This is a genomic window from Anaeromyxobacter sp. (assembly GCA_016718565.1).
Lineage (GTDB): Bacteria > Myxococcota > Myxococcia > Myxococcales > Anaeromyxobacteraceae > JADKCZ01.
Window position 1 is genome coordinate 1 of sequence record JADKCZ010000009.1, and the last position, 18,738, is coordinate 18,738.

Genomic DNA, 18,738 nt, shown 5'->3' on the forward strand with positions numbered 1-18,738 from the left:
GTCGGCCGCACCTGCCTGGTGGTCAGGCCCGCCGGGGGCGGCAGCCCCTCGGTGGCGCGCCACCTGGCCGCGGCGGGGTTCTCCACGGTGGTGGCCTCCTCCGAGGAGGAGGCGCTGGCCGTGCTGGACCGCGAGACGCTGGCCGCGGCCCTCATCCCCCGCTCCTTCAGCCCGGTCGCCATCACCACCATGGTGGCCCGGGCCGGCCACCAGCACCCGGCGGTGCCGGTGGTGGTGCTGGGGGCCTCGGGCACCGTGCAGGAGGCGGTGGACGCCATGCAGCAGGGGGCGGCGGACTACCTCGCACCACCCTTCGACGCCGAGACCTTGCTGGCGCGCCTGAGGCGGCTGGTGGAGCAGGTGGGGCCCCCCGGGCCGGCGCCCCAGGCCCCGGTCACCTCGTTCACCGGGCTCATCGGCGGCTCCGCCGCCATCCGCCGGGTGCTCTCCACCATCGACAAGATCTCCCGGTACAAGACCAACGTCCTCATCCTGGGGGAGAGCGGCACCGGGAAGGAGCTCATCGCCCGCGCCCTGCACGCCCGCGGGCCGCGCCGGCAGCAGCTCTTCGTGCCGCTCAACTGCGCCACCCTGGGGCGCGAGCTCCTGGAGAACGAGCTGTTCGGCCACGAGCGGGGCGCCTTCACCGGGGCCGACGACCGGAAGAAGGGGCTCTTCGAGCTGGCCGACGGGGGCACGCTCTTCCTCGACGAGATCGCCGAGATGGACCCGGCCACGCAGGCCAAGCTCCTCCGGGTCCTGGAGCGGAACGAGTTCCGGCGGGTCGGCGGCACCGGCAAGGTGAAGGTGGACCTGAGCGTGCTGGCGGCCACCAACCGGAACATCGACGACGCGCTCCGGCTCGGGCGGTTCCGCGACGACCTCTACTACCGCCTCAAGGTGGTCACCCTGGTCATCCCCCCGCTGCGCGAGCGCAAGGAGGACGTGCCGGCCCTGATCGACTCCTTCATCGCGGACTTCAACCGGCGCAACGACCAGAAGATCCGCGGGATCACCCCGCAGGCGCTCCGGGCCATCATGGACCACGACTGGCCGGGCAACGTGCGCGAGCTGAAGAACGCGGTGGAGAGCGCGGCCATCCTGGCCACGGGCGACACCATCGGCCTGGACGGCTTCGCCGAGCTGGGGCCGGGCGCCGGCGGCGCGGCGGGCTCCGGCGCCGCGGGCGGCGGCCAGCTGGCGCTCCGGGTGGGCTCCACCCTGGCGGCCGCGGAGCGCGACCTCATCCTCGCCACCCTGCGCCGCCACCCCGACAAGCGCGCCGCGGCCCGGGTGCTCGGGATCGGCCTGCGCACGCTCTACACCAAGCTGGGCCAGTACCGGCGGCAGGCCTCGGCGCGGCGCGGTGCCGATTCGGCATGAGCCGCGCGCCGGCGCCGGGTGGCCGCCGGGTCCGACGGGCGCCCCACCACGCCAGGCCGCCATTCGAGGGGCGCCGCGCCGCTGGCCCGCTTCGTGCTTTAGGCGCGGGGCGTGACGCAGAGAGACCGAGCCGCCGCGGCGCCCCCAGCCGCCCCCGCCGCCGCGCGTGCGCTGCTGGTGGTGGCGCCAGGGGGCACCGACCCGGATGGCCTGTTCCGGGAGCTGGCGGCGCGCCACGACTACCAGGTGGGCTACGGCGCCACCCTCGCCTCCGCCGACGAGGCCCTGCGGGCCCGGCCCATCGCCCTGCTGATCGCCTCCCCGGCGGTCTCCGCCGCCGACGTCGGGCACCTGCTGGCCTCGCGGGATCGCCTCCGCCCCGGCATCCCGGTGCTGGTCATCCGCTACCGGCAGGCCGAGGAGCCGCCCGCCTGGGCCCGGAAGGGCGTCGGCGTGCTGCGCTGCCCGCTCCTCCCGGAGGCGCTGAGCCGCTCGGTGGACGTCGTGCTCGGCCTGGCGGTGGCCCCCGACGGCGGGCCGAGGTCCGGCCGGTGAGCCTGGTCCTCGTCGCCGCCGCCGTCCTGCTGGTGGGAGCCGTGCTGGCCCTCGGCCTGCGCGACAACCGGCACCGCGGCTGGGCCGCCATCTCCACCCAGGCGCTGGCGAGCGGGCTGGTGCTCGCCGGGGTGCTGCCGGTGCTCATGGGCGGCGGCGAGGTCCGCGCCACCGTGCCCTGGTCCTACCCGATCGACGCCATCGCCGTGCACCTCGACCCGCTCGGCGCCTTCTTCCTGGCCTGGTCGCTGCCGATGACGCTGCTCGGCACCGTCTACGCGCTCGGGTACCTGCGGCCCTCCTTCCAGACCAGGAACGCCGGCGTCCAGTTCGCGCTGCTCAACGTCACCTCCCTCTCCTTCGTCATGATCTACACGCTGGAGAGCGCCTTCGTGTTCCTGCTCGGGTGGGAGATCGCGGCGGTGGCGGCCTGGCTGCTGGTGGTGTGGGACTACCGCAACCAGCGCATCCGCTTCGCCGGCTTCAACTACCTGGTCTCCACCCACATCGGGCTCTTCTTCCTGCTGGCCGCCTTCATGGTCATGCACAGCCAGACCGGCTCGATGGACTTCCAGGCCTTCGGCGCGTTCCTCCGCACGCCCGGCCCGTTGCGGGGCGTCACCTTCGTCCTGCTGGTCACCTCCTTCGGCCTCAAGTCCGCCTTCTTCCCGTTCCACACCTGGCTGCCCCGGGCCCACTCGGCGGCGCCGGCGCACGTCTCGGCGCTGATGTCCGGGGTGATCCACAAGGCCGGCCTCTTCGGCCTGCTGCGCTTCACCCTGCTCCTCGGCACGCCGGAGGACTGGATGGGGTGGTACGTGCTGGCCTTCTCGGCGCTCTCGGCGCTGGCGGGCGTCCTCTACACGACCACCCAGCGCGACCTGAAGCGGCTCCTCGGGTACTCCTCCACCGAGAACGTCGGGATCGCCGGGATGGGCTTCGGCGTGGGCACCCTGGGGCTGGCCTGGCACCAGCCGGCGCTGGTGGCCCTGGGCTTCGGCGGCGGCCTCCTGCACCTGCTCAACCACGCCTTCTTCAAGTGCCTCCTCTTCTACGCGGCCGGCGCCATCTACCGCTCGACCCACAGCGTCGACCTGGAGCGGCTCGGCGGCCTGGCCAGGCGCATGCCGTGGACGGCCGGCTTCTTCCTGCTGGGCGGGCTCGCCATCTCCGCGCTGCCCCCGCTCAACGGGTTCGTCGGCGAGTTCCTCATCTACGCGGGGCTCCTCGGCCAGGGCGCGCCGCCCGGCGTCGAGCGCGGGCTCTTCACCATCGTGGCCGCGCTGCTGGCCTTCGTGGGCGGCGTCTCGGCGCTGGCCATGACGCGCGCCTTCGGCCTGGCCTTCCTCGGAGCCCCCAGGGACCCGCGGCTCCACTGCGAGGGGGAGGTCCCCCTCACCATGCGCCTCCCCATGGCGCTGCACGCCGTCGGGGTCCTGGCGCTCGGCCTCCTGCCCGGGCTCGGCCTGGCCCTCGTCGACCAGCCGGTCCGCCTCTTCCTCGGGCAGCGCGGCGGGCCCGCGCCGGCGGCGGCCCTCGAGGCCACCCGCCTCCTCGGCCCGGTCGCCGGGCTGGGGCTCCTGCTCCTCCTGGTGCTGGCGGCGCTGGCCCTGCTGCGCCGCTGGCTGCTGCACGGCGCGGCGGCGCCGCGCTCCGTGACCTGGGGCTGCGGCTACGTCGGGGCCACCCCCCGGATGCAGTACACCGGGACGTCCTTCTCGGCGCAGTTCGCCGGCATCTTCGACACCGTGCTGCGCCACCTGCGCCGCGAGCGGCTCCCCACCGAGCCGTTCCCCCAGCGCGAGGGGCACCTCAGCACCCACTGCGTGGACGCCGTCGAGCAGCGCATGTTCGAGGTGATGGGCGAGGGGGACCGGATGGTGGTCCGGACGGCGGGCCGCATCCCCCTCGAGCCCCGCTTCTCGCTGGCCGCCGGGCTGGTGGTGCTCATCGCGGTGGTGGCCCTGGTGCTCTCCGGCGCCGGAGGCCGCTGGTGACGCCCCTCCTCGCCCTGGCCCACCTGGGGGCGCTGCTGCTCCTGCCCTTCCCCGTGATCGGCCTGATCAACCGCACCAGGTCCCTCTGGGCCGGCCGGAAGGGGCCGCGCCTGCTGCAGAGCGCCTCCGACCTGCGGCGGCTCCTGCGCAAGCGCCCCGTCTACAGCCGCACCACCACCATCCTCTTCGCCGCCGGGCCGCTGGTGGTGCTGGCCACCACCCTGGTGGCCGGCCTGCTGACCCCGCTCCTCGGCCGGTTCGCCCCGCTCGCCTTCCCCTACGACTTCGTGGCCTTCGCCTACCTGTGGGGCCTGGGCCGGATCTTCCTCATGCTGGCCGCGCTCGACACCGGCAGCGCCTTCGAGGGCATGGGCGCCAGCCGGGAGGCGACCTACGCGGCCTTCGTCGAGCCGGCCCTGTTCCTGGCGTTCGGCACCCTGGCCGCGGCGACCGGCCGGACCACCTTCGCCGAGATCCTCGACGTGGGGTTCCGCTCCCCGGCGCAGGTGGTCACCAGCCTGGGCGTGCTGTTCACGCTCCTCGTCCTCCTGCAGGTCGAGACGGCCAGGGTGCCGGTGGACGACCCGGCCACCCACCTCGAGCTCACCATGATCCACGAGGTCATGATCCTCGACCACTCCGGCCCGGACCTGGCCGCGCTCCAGTACGCCGCGGCGCTCAAGCTGACGGTCTGCGCCGGGCTCATCGCCGGCCTGCTGAACCCGCTGCGCCTCGCCGACGGCCCGCTGCTGGCGGCGGCGGTCCAGCTCGGGCTGGTGGCGGCCGTGGCGGTGGCGGTGGGCTTCGTCGAGTCGCTGGTGGCGCGCCTCAAGCTGGCCGTGGTGCCGCAGTACGTGCTGGCGGGCGGGATCTCCGCCGCGCTGGCGCTCCTGGCCACCGCCTGGGCGCAGGGCGGCGGACGATGACCTACCTGCTCCTCACCTTCCTGGTGGTGCTGGTCACCCCGCTCCTGACGGCCTCGTGGCGCCTCAGCCTGGTCGGGCTCGGGCTCCAGGGGCTGCTCATGGCCGCCATGGTGGCGCAGCGCGGCTGGACCCCGTCGGCCGGCGGCGTCCTGCTGCTGCTCGACCTGCTGCTGCTCAGGACCTGGTTCGTCCCCCGGCACCTCTTCGCCATCATGCACCGGCTCGGCGGGCCGAAGCGCCGCGACGTCATCCCGGCCAACCTGCTCTCCTGGACCATGGCGGGCGCCCTGGTGCTGGTGGCCTTCCGGTTCTCGACCCTGCTCCACGCCGCGCCGGGCGCCGCGGCGACCCACCTGGCGGTGGCCACCTCCGGGCTGCTGCTCGGGCTGCTGGTGCTGGGCACCCAGTCCAGCACCTTCGGGCAGATCATCGGGGTGCTGCGCGTCGAGTACGCCATCGCGCTCTTCGAGCTGGCCGGCGACCACCAGCCGGAGCTCCCCATCCAGCTCGGGGTGGCGGTGGTGCTCCTGCTGTCGGTCCTGACGCTGGGGGGCTTCCTCCGGCGCCTCGGGGCCGCCGGGCCGGACCAGCCGCCCGCGGCGGAGCCCGCCCCGTGACCACCCGCCCCGTCCCCAGCCCGGCCACGGGCACCAGCCCCGGCGCCCGAGGTCCGGCTGATCCGGCCCGGCATCCTCAACCTGCTGCTGGCGGTGGCCGCGCTCGACGTCGCCCTGGCCGGCTACTTCGCCCTGGCCGCGCCCGCCGCGGAGGTGGTGGTCTTCGCCGGCGGCTACCTGGTGGCCGACGCCACCTCCCGGCTCTTCCTGCTGGTGATCAACCTGGTGTTCGTGGGCATCGTCACCTACCTGTGGTCCCGGGTGAAGGACACCCCCGAGCTGCGCGACGGCATCGAGCGGCTGGCCGGCTTCGCCCTGGTCTTCATCGTGGTGGCCAACCTCGCCATCCTCTCGAACCACCTGGTGGCGACCTGGATCCTGCTGGAGGGGACCACCCTGGCGGCCGTCCCGATGATCCAGTTCCGGCTCACGCCGGCGCGGGTGCGCGCCTCCTGGCGCTACTTCCTGTTCTCGTCGGTCGGGCTGGCCCTGAGCCTGCTGGGCCTCCTCTGCCTGTCCCACGGCCTGGACGCGCACGGGGGCGGCCAGGCCTCGCTCTTCCTGGACGGGCTGGTGGTGGCGGCGGGGCAGCCGCCCGACGCCTGGCGTCGGGTCGGCCTGGCGCTGCTGCTGCTCGGGTACGGCACCAAGCTGGGGCTGGCCCCCATGCACACCTGGCTGCCGGAGACCTACCACGCCGCGCCGCCCTCCGTGACGGCGCTGCTCGGCGCCGTCCAGTTCAACGTGGTGCTGGTGGCGCTGCTCCGCGTGCTGCAGGCCTACGGCGCCGCCGAGCGGGACCTGATCGGCCCCATCCTGCTGACGCTGGGGCTGGCCACCATGGCGCTCTCGGCCTTCGGCATCATCGCCACGCACAACTACGTGAAGCTCATCGCCTTCGGGGCGCTCAACCACGGCGGGGTCATCGCCGTGGGCCTGGGCATCGGCCAGGGCGCCGCCTACGGCGTGGTGCTGTACGCGGTGAGCAACGCCTTCATCAAGGCCATCCTCTTCCTCACCGCCGGCAAGATCGAGGCGCGCTACCGGACCGAGGACGTCCGCGAGGTCTCCGGGCTCCTCAAGGACATGCCCTACAGCGGGCTGTTCTTCATGGTCGGCACCTTCGCCCTGCTCGGCTTCCCGCCCTTCGGCAGCTTCCTGGGGGAGCTCATCATCATGAGCGGCCTCATCGGCGCCGGGCACTTCCTGGTCTTCGCCGCCTTCTGCGCCATCCTGACGGTGACCTTCATCGCCACCGGCCGGTCGGTCTTCCCGATGATCTGGGGGGAGCCGAAGAGGCAGGTGGACTGGGCCAGCCAGAAGGTGGCCACGGTCCTGCCCAAGCTGATCTTCCTGAGCGCCCTGCTGGCCATGGGGATCTACCTGCCGGCGCCGGTCAACGCCCTCTTCCGGCAGGTGGCCGTGACCCTGGGGGGCCGGTGAGCGCCACCTTCTGCGCCCCGGTCGCGTCGCTCGGCCTGCCGACCCGGGCCTTCTTCGACGCGGTGGGCGCCCGGCTCACGGCGGGCGACCGCCCCGTCGCCTTCTGGGGCCAGCCGGCCGACGACCCGGCCGCGCTGACGCTCACCATGCTGCTGGACGACGCGGGAGCCTCTCGGCGCTCCGCACCGAGGTGGCCCGGAGCCACGGCTTCCACTCGCTCACCCGCGCCCACCCGGCGCTGCACGCCTTCGAGCGGGAGATCTTCGAGCAGCACGGGGTGAAGCCGCACGATCACCCCTGGCTGAAGCCGATCAGGTTCCCGGCGCCCGGCCCCGCCGGGATGACCGGCTATCCGTTCTACGCGGTCGAGGGCAAGGAGGTCCACGAGGTCGCGGTGGGCCCCATCCACGCCGGCGTCATCGAGCCCGGGCACTTCCGCTTCACGTGCCTGGGCGAGACGGTGCACCACCTGGAGATCCAGCTGGGCTACCAGCACCGCGGCGCGGAGCGGCTCCTGCTGCGCCGCGACCCCCGCCTGCTCGCGCCGCTGGTGGAGACCATCGCCGGCGACGCCAGCGTGGCGCACGCCTGGGCCTACGCGGAGGCGGTGGAGGCGCTGGCCGGCCTGGCCACGCCGCCGGCCCTGGACGTCCACCGCGGCATCGGGCTGGAGCTGGAGCGCATCGGCATGCACCTGGCCGGGCTCTCCGGCATGGCCAGCGACATCGCGTTCCTGCAGGGGGCGGCCTCCTACGGGCGCCTGCGCACCACCGTCATCAACACCAGCATGCTGGTGTGCGGCAGCCGCTTCGGCCGCGGCTGGGTGCGGCCCGCCTCCCTCCGGGCCCCACTGGACGCCGCTCGCGAGGAGGCCACCCGCGCCGGCCTGGCCCTGCTGGCGCGCGACGTCCGCCTCGTCGACCAGCGGATGCGGGCGTCCGCCAGCGTGCGCCACCGGCTCGAGGGGGTGGGCACCCTGACCCGGGAGCAGGCGCTGGAGATCGGGCTGGTGGGCCAGGCCGCCCGGGCCAGCGGGGTCGACCTGGACCAGCGGGCGCGCCGCCCGGGCGCCCTGTACCGCGCCCTGCCCGTCACCCCGGTCGTCGAGGCCGGCGGCGACTGCCTGGCGCGGGCGGCGCTGCGCATGCGCGAGATCGAGGAGTCCACCCGCTGGGTCCTGGCCGCGCTGGACTCCCGGCCCGGGCTGACGCGCTGGTCCGGGACGCTCGGGCCGCTGGCGCCGCGCACCCTGGCCATCGGGCTCCGCGAGGGCTGGCGGGGCGAGGTGGTGCACGCCCTGGAGACCGACGGCGAGGGCCAGCTCCGCCACTACAAGGTGCAGGACCCGTCGCTGCGCAACTGGCTCGGCCTGGCGCTGGCGATGCGCCGCAACGACATCTCGGACTTCCCGGTCTGCAACAAGAGCTTCGACCTCTCCTACTGCGGCAACGACCTCTGAACCGGAGCTGACCCCATGCTGAAGGCCATCCAGGTCCGGATCTCACAGGGGCGGCAGTACCTGCCGGACCTCCGCACCGCCACCCCCAGGGGCTTCCGTGGGCTGCCCGTGCTGGTCGGCGACCCGTGCCCGGAGGCCTGCCGGGCCTGCCTCGAGGCCTGCCCCGCCGAGGCCCTGGCGCTGGCGCCCCTCCGGCTGGACCTGGGGCGCTGCCTCCTGTGCGGCGACTGCGCCCCGGCCTGCCCACCGGCCAGGATCGAGTTCACCCCGGAGCACCGGATGGCCTCGGACTCCCCGGGCGGGCTGGTGGTGGTCGAGGGCGCCGCCGCCCCGCCCGCCGTGGCCGTCTCCCGGGCCCTCACCGAGGCCTTCGGCCGGTCGCTCAGGCTCCGCTCGGTCTCCTCCGGCGGCTGCGGCGGCTGCGAGCTCGAGCTCAACGCCCTGGGCAACGTCAACTTCGACCTGGGCCGCCACGGCATCGAGTTCGTGGCCTCGCCCCGACACGCGGACGGCCTGGTCCTGACCGGCCCGCTCACCGGCAACATGCGCGAGGCGCTCGACCTCGCCTGGGAGGCCGTGCCGGCGCCGCGCTTCGTCGTCGCGGTCGGCGCCTGCGCCATCTCCGGCGGCCCCTACGCCGGGTCGAGCGTCCTGGCGCGCGGGTTCCTGGGTCGGGAGGTGCCGGCGCTCTACGTCCCGGGCTGCCCCCCGCACCCCCTCACCATCATCAGCGGGATCCTCGACCTCCTCGGCATCGACCTCCCGGCGCCGCTCAGCCCGCCGCCGGCCTGGGCGGCGACGCCCCCAGCACCGGCTGGGGAGGCTGCGCCAAGAAGTGGGGGGACATGATCTGGACCCCGGCCGCGTTGAAGCCGTCCTGGATGTTGGCGTGCAGCCGCGACAGCACCTGCGGCCGGTCCAGCGGCACCTCCAGCCGGGCCACCAGGTCGTAGACCACGTAGAAGTCCTGCAGCTCGCGCTGCAGCACGAAGGGCTTCACGTCGGCGCGCAGGCCGGCGGTCTGGGCCGCGGCCGCCAGCAGCAGCGCCTCCACCGTGCGCCAGGGGGCGTCGTAGCCGATGGTCACCGTGGTGGAGACCTGGGCGCCCTGGCCGCGGGTCAGGCGGGTGAAGTTGCGCACCGGCCCCCCCACCACCACGCTGTTGGGGACGGTCACCTCCTCGCCCCGGAGCGTGATCACCTTGGTGGAGAGCATCCCCACCTCGCTCACCACCCCCTCGGTCTCGCCCAGCCGGACGTAGTCCCCCGCCGCCAGCGAGCGGGAGTAGACCACCACCAGCCCGCTCATGGCCTGCGACACCAGGCCGGTGGACCCCAGCGAGATCATCACGCCCAGCACCAGCGAGAGCCCCTTGAAGCCCTCCGAGCTGGTGCCGGGCAGGTACGGGTAGGAGGCGGCCAGCGCCACCACCCAGACCAGCGCGGTGGCCAGGCGGCGGGTCGCCTTGAGCGTCTCGGGGTGCAGCCCGGGCATGGCCAGGGTGCCGGCCTCGGCCCGCCCGAACACCCCCGCCAGGAAGCTGGTGGTGCCGCGCGCCAGCAGCACGATGACGAAGACCGCCACCAGCCCGGGGATGGCCCGCACCACCTCCAGCCCGACGCCGGCCAGCACCTCGAGCACCCGGCCGTTGAGTGCCGCAGCCCACGGCGCGGTGGCCTCGAAGCGCCCCAGCACGAAGGCCAGCCAGGCGTCCACCAGCCCCACCAGCAGCACCCAGAAGCCGCCCAGCACCACGGTGCGCACCACGGCGCGGATGAGGGGGCCGAAGTCGATCCCGCGCCTCGCCAGCCCCTCGGCGCGCCGCTGGGCCAGGTGCGCCAGCCAGCCGGAGGCCAGCCGCCGCAGGCCCACCAGGCCCCACAGGAGCAGCGCCAGCAGGGCCGTGGCCGCCACCGAGTGGATCAGGCCGCGCAGCGGGAACTGCTCCAGGCTGGTGGTCCCCAGCGCCGGCGCGGCCTCGGCTGGCGCAGCGGCCAGCAGGCGGGCCAGCAGGTCGGCGGTGCGTTGCGGCGGGTGGGCCATGGCGGCGGTGTCCTCGGGCGGGTGAAAGGCCCGCTAGCCTAGGCGGACGGTCGAACCCCCCGCAGCGACCCTTGCGGGGCCGCCGGCGACCTGGCCGGCCCGGGGCGCGGCCACCGGCCGGAGCCGGCCGCCCGAGGCCTCCCCACCGGCAGTCGAACCGGGCGGCTCGTCAGGCCTGCCCGGCCTGGCCTCGCGCCAGCGCCATGGCCTCCAGGGTCTGGGCGTAGGCGTCGAACCCGTGCGCCCGCACCGTGTCCACCAGCGTCAGCGCCACCCGGAGGGCGCCCAGCGGGTCGCCGTGCTCCAGGCGCGCCAGCACCGCCGAGCGGCTGCGGGCCGACTCGCGGGCCAGCTCGTCCGCCCAGGCCTGGGTGGCCGCCTCGCCGCCGTGGACCCTGGCCAGCAGGACCAGCCGCCGCGCCCGCTGCTCCAGCTGGCGCGCCTCGTCGAGGGCGGCGGCGATCTCGCCGCCCAGCGGCCGCCCCCCCTCGCCGGACCGCCGCGTCCCCCCGGCCGCCCCGCCGGCCCCGCTCACCGGGCCTCCGCGGCGCCGAGCCGCGCCAGCGCCAGGGACCGGGCGGCGCGCTCCGCCTCGTCGTCCAGTGAGCCGGCCAGGCCGCGGGCCGCCGTCAGCGCCAGGGGCAGGTCGCCCGCCTCCAGGCACTCCAGCACCGCCGAGCGGCCCAGGTCCTCGAGCCGCTCGATCTCGCGACGCCGCCGCGCCACCTCGGCCGCCTGGCCGCCCGCCAGGCGGGCCGCCTCCACCAGCGCCCGCGCCTGCGCCGCCGCGCCGCGCGCCCTGTGGAGCTCCACCCTGAGCGTCGTGTCCATCGCTGCTCCTCCGGTCGGGCCGCCTGGCCCGCCGGGTCTCTCTACGCACGGATCGGGCCGGACCACGGGAGCGTCCCCGCGCCGGTGCGGGCGGACCCGGACGCGAAATCCTTCGTGAATGCGGGGGCGGCGACCCGGCGCCGCCCGGACCCCCGGCGCGCGCCCCACCCGCGTCGGCGCGGCCCCGGCTGGACCGACCCGGCCGAACCGGCCGGGCGGCCGAAGCGCCCGCCTGCCGCGTCGACAACACCCCCGCCCCGCGGCTATATCAGGGACCCGCAGACGACCCGGCGGCGGCGAGGATCCCAGCATGTTCCAGGTGAAAGCGGAGTCGCCCTACCCCCGGCTGGCGGCGCGCTGGACCGGCCCGGGCACCCCGGCGCCGGTGCTGGTGGAGGACACCCGCGAGACCTTCGGCGGCCTGACCCCCGGCGACCTCGGCCTGGTGGCCCCCCTGGTGGCCGTCCTGCGGGCGCGCCTCTCGGACGCGGGCGCCCGCGAGGCCGCCCGCCGGGCCCTCTGGGGCCTGCTCGACACGGTGCGCCGCCGGCTCTTCACCCAGGCGCTGCCGGAGGACCAGGTCGAGCCCTGGCTGCGGCTCCTCCTGCCGGTCATCCGCGAGGCCGACTACACCTTCGGCGAGCTGCTGCGCTCCCGCGAGGAGACCGACCCGAAGACGGTGGCCATCCGCGTGCTGGGCGCCGACGCCACCGAGCTGACGGTGTCGGAGGTGGCGCGCCGCACCCGCGCCATCGCCCGCGGCCTGCTGGCCATCCTGGGCGACGACCCGGAGGCGCGGGTCGCCATCCTGTCGGAGAACTGCCTGGAGGCGGCGCTCTGCGACCTGGCCTGCCTCTCCAACGGCTTCGTCGACTTCCCGCTGCCGGCCAACGCGGTGGCCGAGCAGATCGTCTACATGCTGAAGCACTCGCGGGCGCGGGTGCTGCTGTGCAGCGACGAGGAGCAGGTGGCCAAGGTGCTGCCGGCGCTCTCCGGCCTGCCCGACCTGCGCGAGGTGGTCTGCTTCTCGAAGAGCTGCGCCGAGCGCAACGGCCTGCTCTCGCTCGACCAGGTGGTGGGCCAGGGGGCCGGCTTCGACGAGGCCGCCCGCGAGGCCCGGGCCGCCCGGGTCAAGGCCACCGACATGGCCACCGCCATGTACACCTCGGGCACCACCGGCAAGCCCAAGGCCATCATCTTCACCCACGAGAACATCGTCTCGAAGCGGCTGTGCCGCGGCTTCGCGCTGCGCGAGGTGGGCGAGGGCGACACCTTCCTGTGCTACCTGCCGCTCTACCACACGTTCGGCCGCTACCTGGAGCTGACCGGCACCCTGTGGTGGGGGGCCACCTACGTCTTCGCCCGCTCCACCGCCCAGGCCACGCTGCTGGAGGACTTCCGCGCGGTCAAGCCGTCGGTCTTCATCTCGGTCCCCAAGAAGTGGATGGAGCTGCAGGACGCCGCGGTCTGGGAGGCGGCCTCCGACGACCCCGACGAGACGGCCGCCCACCTGCGGGTCATCACCGGCACCCGGCTGCGCTACGGCCTCTCGGCGGCCGGCTACCTGGACCCGGCCATCTTCAAGAACTTCCACCGGGCCGGGGTGGAGCTCTGCTCCGGCTACGGCATGACCGAGGCCACCGGCGGCATCACCATGACGGTGCCGGGCGGCTACGTGGACGGCTCCATCGGCACGCCGCTGCCGGGCGTGGAGTGCCACCGCGCCGACGACGGCGAGCTGCTCATCCGCGGGGTCTACATCTCGCCGGGCTACCTCGACCCCGGGCCGGAGGAGGCCGGCTCCCACGACCCGGACGGCTGGTTCCACACCGGCGACCTGGTCAGCCTGGACGACGGCCACTTCCGCATCGTCGGGCGCAAGAAGGAGATCTACAAGAACCGGGCCGGGCAGACCATCGCGCCGCAGCGGGTGGAGAACCTCTTCCGCGACTTCGAGGCGGTGGCCCAGGCCTTCCTGGTGGGCGACCACCGCGACTACAACACCCTGCTGGTCTGGCCCAACTTCGACAAGGATCCGTCGCTCAGGGAGCGCAGCCCGGAGCAGCTGCGCGACCTGCTGTCGTCGCTGGTGGCCAGCGCCAACCGCTTCCTGGCCCCCTTCGAGCGGGTGGTGGCCTTCCAGGTGCTGCCGCGCGCGCTCGACCTGGAGCACGGCGAGCTGACCCACAAGGCCAGCTTCAAGCGCGAGGTGGTGGAGAAGGTCTGGAAGGACCTCATCGAGAAGATGTACGAGCAGAAGCACCTGGCCCTCTCCATGGACGGGATGTTCCTGCGCATCCCGAACTGGGTGCTGCGCGAGATCGGCGTCCTGCAGCACGAGGTGGCGCTGCGCCACGGCCTGCTCACCGCCGGCGAGCGCTCCATCCAGGTGGGGCCGGAGCCCTCGGCGCCCGGCTCGATGCGGCTGGGCGACCTGGCCTACGCCAACGACTCCACCGTCCTGGACCTGGGGGCGCTGCTGGCCCGACCCTCGCTCTGGCTGGGCAACGAGGCGCTGCGCGCCTTCCTGGGCGACGAGGCCTTCCTGGCCCTGGTGGGCCGGCGGCGCAAGGGCGGCGGCGACCTGCGCATCGACCCCCGGCTCTGGGTGGCGCCGTCGGTGGACCGGCTGGGCGAGCTGCTGGAGCTGGTCGAGGGGCACGAGGTCACCTTCCGCTCCATCCACGCCGCCGGCGAGCTGCTGCGGGCCGAGCGGCCCGAGGCCCGCCGCGCCATCAGCCACCTGCACATCGGCCTGGCCGCCGCCGCCAGCGAGCAGGCGGTGCTGTGCCGCGCCCTCTTGCGCCGGGCCGCCGACGCCCCCGACGAGGACGTCAAGCGGCGCGCCTTCCGGGTGCTGCTGCCCAACGAGGAGCCGCACAAGACGCTGGAGACGCTGCGGCTCTTCCTGGACCGCATGGGCGCGGTGGCCCTGCGCGACGAGGACCTGGCCGACCTGGGCGAGCGCGGCCTGACCGACGCCCAGGTGCAGCTCTTGCTGGCCCACCTGGCCTCGGATCGCGCCAACGGCCCGCTGGCCGACCCCTCCGACCGGCGCGCCCTCATCGGGGTGATGCGGCTCCTCACCGCCACCGCCATCGCCCACCCCAACTACTTCGCCCGGGTGCGCGTGCCGCTGGCCCGCCTCACGCTGCACGATGACGCCGCCATCGCGGCCCGCGCCGGCGAGGAGTTCGACCGGCTGCGCCGCGGCTTCTCCAACTGGATCGGCCCCAACCTGCGGCTCGCCATCGACCCGCAGGGCGGCCACGAGTACGGCTGGAGCGACGTGCTGGCCTTCGAGCCCAGCGTCTCGGAGGCGGCCCGCAAGGTGCTGCTGCAGGCGGTGGCCGACTCCACCCTGGTGCGGGCCTCGGTGTTCCTGCTGGGGCGCGGCGTGCTGCTCTCGCTGGCCGACATCCCGCCGGGCGGTGCCACCGTCAGCCTGCTGGGCCGGCAGCACGGCAAGGCGGTCTACCGCCTCTCCATCCACACCCGCTCGCGCGAGGTCTTCGACCTGGCCATCAACGTGGCCGAGGACCTCTCCTTCGCGGCGCTGCGCGAGGAGGTCAACTGGCTGCTGGCCTGCGGCGCGCCGCCGCCGCTGGTGGAGCAGTTCGGCGGCTACTTCGGCGAGTGGGGCATCTTCTCCGAGGAGTTCATCCCCGGCGACGACGTGGAGCGCCAGGTGGCCCGCCTGCTGCGGCAGGGCGAGGCCCGCCGCCTCGAGCTGCTCTGGCCCTTCGTGGGCTGGACCGCCCTGGAGTGCCTGGTGCGCTTCTGGGACCGGGCCGGCCGCCGGCTGGCCCTGCGCAACCCCTCCCCGGCCGCCTTCATCGTGCCGTCGCACGACTACCACGCGGGCGCCCGGCTGGTCTCCATCGCCGACCGCTCGGCCTGCACCTCGCTCGACGACCTGCTGGACCGGTTCGACACCGCCTTCCTCGAGAAGGTCGGGCAGGTCCGGCCCGAGCTGGCCGGCAAGGTGACCGACGAGATGATCCTCTCGGCGGTGGTGGAGGGGCTCGGCCCGGAGCGGGCCCTGCCGGCGCTGGAGGAGGCCGCCAGCGGCAAGCGGGCCATCGCGGTCTCCACCTTCCTGGACCGGCTGCGCGTCGAGGGGCCCACGCCGCAGCGGGTCTTCTTCGCGGCGCGCCGCTTCAAGCGCTGGCTGGAGGTCAACCCGCAGGCCACCCCCGAGGCCCAGGTCAAGCACCTCGGCGAGCTGTGGGGCACCTACCGGCTCTCCGAGCTGGAGCAGACCTGGCCGGACACCCGCATCCGCTTCTACCGCCGGACCGTGCTGGTGGGCGCCCGCCCCGAGCTGGGGGCGGCCCTCGACCGGCTCATGCAGCGGGTGCGCGTCCTGCCGGCCGGCGGCCTGGACCTGGCCGAGCAGGTGGCCGCCATCCGCTCCGGGGTGCACGCCACCGAGGAGGAGGACTTCCTGCTGGCCCACATGACCTACCGCTACCTCTCCCCGGGGGAGGACGTGGCGCTCATCTCCATGCCGCACGGCGGCCACGTCACCACCGAGGTGGTGGTGGCCCTCACCGACGAGGAGGGCAACCGCTTCGCGGTGCGCGGCCCGGTCTCGCCGCGCGAGGTGGCCCGGCTGCTCCACCTCTTCGGCGAGTCCAACCTGCAGGTGGCCTTCGCCACCGAGCACGAGTTCCTGCTGACCCTGGACGCCAAGGAGGCGGTGCTGGGCGGCCTCTTCTACAGGCCGGTGCGGGCCGACCGGGTCCACATGGAGAAGCTGGTCATCAGCCGCAAGCAGCGCGGCAAGGGCGTGGCCGACGGCCTGATGCGCGAGTTCTTCCGCCGCATGCGGGCCCGCGGCGTCAAGGCCGTCGAGACCGGCTACTTCCAGCCCGAGTACCTCAAGCGCTTCGGCTTCCGCACCGACCCGGGCTCCGGCGGCCTGGTGCGGGACCTGGACGCCGAGGATCCCTTCAAGTGGTAGCGAGGCACGTCTAACTCCATGGCCAAGCCAACCTGGAAGCTCATCGACACCACCCTCCGCGAGGGCGAGCAGTTCTCCAAGGCGTCCTTCCGCTCGGAGGACAAGATCGAGCTGGCGCGCGCGCTCGACACCTTCGGCGTGGAGTACATCGAGGTCACCTCCCCGGCGGCCTCCCCGCAGTCGCAGAAGGACGCCACCTCCATCGTCAAGCTGGGGCTGGGGGCGCGCGTCATCAGCCACACCCGCTGCGTCCTCGACGACGTCAAGGCGGCGGTGGACTGCGGGGTGCGCGGCCTGGGGCTGCTCTTCGCCACCAGCCGCATCCTGCGCGAGTCGTCCCACGGCAAGTCGATCCAGCAGATCATCGACGCCATGGGCCGCCCATCGAGTACGCCCTCAAGGCCGGCCTGGAGGTGCGCTTCAGCGCCGAGGACACCTTCCGCTCCGAGACCGTCGACCTCATCAGCGTCTACCAGGCGGCCGAGAAGCTGGGCGTGCACCGGGTCGGCCTGGCCGACACGGTGGGCATCGGCACGCCCCGCCAGGTCTTCGTGCTGGTGCGCGAGGTGCGCCGCTCCGTCAAGTGCGACATCGGCTTCCACGGCCACAACGACACCGGCTGCGCCATCGCCAACGCCTTCGAGGCCATCGGCGCCGGCGCCACCCACGTGGACGTGTCGGTGCTGGGGGTCGGCGAGCGGGTCGGGATCACCCCGCTGGGCGGCATGGTGGCCCGCATGTTCTCGCTCGACCCGCAGGGCGTGGGCGAGAAGTACCGCCTCGGCCAGCTGCGCGAGCTGGAGCGGCTGCTGGCCCGCATCGCCAACGTGGACATCCCCTTCAACAACTACGTCACCGGCGAGACCGCCTACAGCCACAAGGCCGGCATGCACCTCAAGGCCATGATGGCCAACCCGGGCAGCTACGAGATCATCCCGCCGGAGGCCTTCGGCCTCTCGCGCAAGCTGATCCTCGGCTCGCGCCTGACCGGCCGGGCCGCCATCGCCTACCGGGCCCGCGAGATGGGCATCACCTTCGGCGAGCGGGAGCTGAAGGACATCACCCAGCGCATCAAGGCGCTGGCCGACGCCGGCGAGCTCTCGGAGGAGCAGATCGACAAGGTGCTGCGCGACTGGGTGACGGCGTGAGCCTGGCCGCCGCGGCCGCGCGGCGCGCCCGGGTGGCCTGCCCCGGCCGCCCCGGCCGTGAAGCACCGCCTGCTCCTGCTCGCCGCGGCGGTCCTCTGGTCCACCGGGGGCGCCGCCATCAAGTCCAGCGGGCTCAGCGCCTGGCAGGTGGCCGGCGGTCGCTCGCTGGTGGCCGGGCTGCTGCTCTTCGCCCTGGTGCCGGCCACCCGGCGCCGCCCCACCTGGCTCTCCTTCGGCGTGGCGGTGGCCTACCTCTTCACGGTGGTGCTGTTCGTCCTGGCCACCAAGCTGACCACCGCGGCCAACGCCATCTTCATCCAGGACACCGCGCCGCTGTGGGTGCTGCTGCTCTCCCCCTGGCTGCTGCGCGAGCACCCCACCCGCGCCGAGCTCTGGTCGGTGCCGGTCTTCGGCCTGGGGCTGGGGCTGTTCTTCCTGGACCAGCTCACGCCGGGCCAGGTGACGGGCAACCTGGTGGCGCTGGCCTCCGGGGTGGCCTTCGCCTTCTCCATCATGGGGCTGCGCCGGCTCGGCCAGGGCGGCCCGGCCGCGCTGGTGCTGGGCAACGCCCTGGCGGCGCTGGTGACCCTGCCGCTCTGGTCGCAGGGGCCCGCCGCCACCCCCCTCGACCTCTGGCTGGTGGCCTACCTGGGCGTCTTCCAGCTGGGGCTCTCCTACCTGTGCTTCACCCGCGGCCTGGAGGGGACCCCGGCGGTGGAGGCGGCGCTGCTCATCCTGCTGGAGCCCATCCTCAACCCGGTCTGGACCTGGCTCTTTACCGGCGAGCGGCCCGGCCCCTGGGCGGTGGCGGGCGGCGCCGTCATCCTGGCGGCCACCACCTGGCGGACGGTGCAGCCGGCGCTGGTGGGGCGGCCGGCGCGGCCCTGAGCGGCCGGGCCGGGCGGCGGGCTACCCCGACGCCTCCAGCCGCCGCCCGCGCGGCTCGTCCCCCAGGAAGGCGGCCACCCTCGTCCTGCGAGCCCAGCGTGTCGCGGTAGCCCAGCTCCATGGCCCGCGCGCCACGTAGACCGGCCTCGAAGGCCAGGTAGGAGAGCGAGGCCGAGCCCGGGGGAGTGCTCGGTCACGCCGATGCCCTTGAAATGGCCGGAGCATGGCCGGGAAGCGGTGGTACTCGTCGGCGGCCAGCGGCCCCGGAGTCATCGGACGGGCGCAGCGCCAGCGCAGGATGGGGCGCAGGTCGAGCTCACCCGGGCCACCAGCCGCTCCGGGGGATGTAGGAGAGCGTCCGGTCCGACCCGCTCAGCCGCTCCGGGTCGGTGTCAGGCGAGTCGAGGAAGACGGCGTTGAGCAGGACGCCGGCGATCTGCGAAAGCGGCAGCTCGTCCCCCTCCGACACCACCGGGCTGGC

Annotated in this window: 13 protein-coding genes and 1 pseudogene; 10 read left to right on the plus strand and 4 right to left on the minus strand. The window is 74.3% G+C overall.

Translation table 11 applies throughout. The annotated features are described in order from the left end of the window. The 7 genes from IPO09_16610 to IPO09_16640 all read left to right on the plus strand — a co-directional run. On the plus strand, positions 1–1,383 hold a 1,383-nt coding region (locus IPO09_16610), incomplete at its 5' end, for a sigma-54-dependent Fis family transcriptional regulator (GenBank protein MBK9518935.1). Further along, positions 1,380–3,935 (plus strand): proton-conducting membrane transporter, encoded by a 2,556-nt coding sequence (locus tag IPO09_16615; GenBank protein MBK9518936.1) that lies wholly within the window; start codon positions 1,380–1,382, stop codon positions 3,933–3,935. The genes IPO09_16610 and IPO09_16615, both read left to right, overlap by 4 nt. Then, the gene (locus IPO09_16620; protein ID MBK9518937.1) at positions 3,932–4,861 is read left to right on the plus strand and encodes an NADH-quinone oxidoreductase subunit H; all 930 of its coding nucleotides are present in this window, start codon (positions 3,932–3,934) and stop codon (positions 4,859–4,861) included. Before IPO09_16615 ends, IPO09_16620 begins: the two co-directional genes overlap by 4 nt. After that, positions 4,858–5,478 carry a hypothetical protein gene (locus IPO09_16625; protein ID MBK9518938.1) on the plus strand — a complete coding sequence of 207 codons (621 nt, stop codon included), beginning with the start codon at positions 4,858–4,860 and terminating at the stop codon, positions 5,476–5,478. Before IPO09_16620 ends, IPO09_16625 begins: the two co-directional genes overlap by 4 nt. 93 nt (positions 5,479–5,571) lie before the next feature. Next, positions 5,572–6,921 (plus strand): hypothetical protein, encoded by a 1,350-nt coding sequence (locus IPO09_16630; protein MBK9518939.1) that lies wholly within the window; start codon positions 5,572–5,574, stop codon positions 6,919–6,921. 190 nt (positions 6,922–7,111) lie between these two features. Beyond that, positions 7,112–8,380, plus strand: coding sequence for a hydrogenase (locus tag IPO09_16635; protein ID MBK9518940.1), 1,269 nt, complete (start codon positions 7,112–7,114; stop codon positions 8,378–8,380). A 15-nt stretch (positions 8,381–8,395) separates the two neighbouring features. Then, a complete protein-coding gene (locus IPO09_16640) occupies positions 8,396–9,229 on the plus strand; it encodes an NADH:ubiquinone oxidoreductase (protein ID MBK9518941.1) in 834 nt (277 codons plus the stop codon). Here the strand turns inward: IPO09_16640 and IPO09_16645 are convergent. The 3 genes from IPO09_16645 to IPO09_16655 all read right to left on the minus strand — a co-directional run bounded on the left by IPO09_16645 (position 9,153) and on the right by IPO09_16655 (position 11,255). Beyond that, entirely contained in the window at positions 9,153–10,424 is a 1,272-nt protein-coding gene (locus tag IPO09_16645) for a mechanosensitive ion channel (protein MBK9518942.1), read from the minus strand. The genes IPO09_16640 and IPO09_16645 overlap by 77 nt on opposite strands. Before the next feature lie 169 nt (positions 10,425–10,593). Then, positions 10,594–10,959, minus strand: coding sequence for a hypothetical protein (locus tag IPO09_16650; protein MBK9518943.1), 366 nt, complete (start codon positions 10,957–10,959; stop codon positions 10,594–10,596). Beyond that, positions 10,956–11,255 (minus strand): hypothetical protein, encoded by a 300-nt coding sequence (locus IPO09_16655; protein MBK9518944.1) that lies wholly within the window; start codon positions 11,253–11,255, stop codon positions 10,956–10,958. The genes IPO09_16650 and IPO09_16655 overlap by 4 nt, the downstream gene beginning before the upstream one ends. A 310-nt stretch (positions 11,256–11,565) precedes the next feature. Here IPO09_16655 and IPO09_16660 point away from each other — a divergent pair, with 310 nt between their 5' ends. From IPO09_16660 to IPO09_16670, 3 genes and pseudogenes are all read left to right on the plus strand, one after another. Then, a complete protein-coding gene (locus IPO09_16660; protein MBK9518945.1) occupies positions 11,566–16,221 on the plus strand; it encodes an AMP-binding protein in 4,656 nt (1,551 codons plus the stop codon). An 18-nt stretch (positions 16,222–16,239) separates the two neighbouring features. Further along, positions 16,240–17,369, plus strand: a pseudogene (gene lysS / locus IPO09_16665) (homocitrate synthase). 57 nt (positions 17,370–17,426) lie between these two features. Then, positions 17,427–18,257 carry a DMT family transporter gene (locus tag IPO09_16670; GenBank protein ID MBK9518946.1) on the plus strand — a complete coding sequence of 277 codons (831 nt, stop codon included), beginning with the start codon at positions 17,427–17,429 and terminating at the stop codon, positions 18,255–18,257. Positions 18,258–18,573: 316 nt separating this feature from the next. Here IPO09_16670 and IPO09_16675 read toward each other — a convergent pair. Further along, a partial coding sequence (locus tag IPO09_16675) for a hypothetical protein (protein MBK9518947.1) occupies positions 18,574–18,738 on the minus strand: 165 nt, incomplete at its 5' end.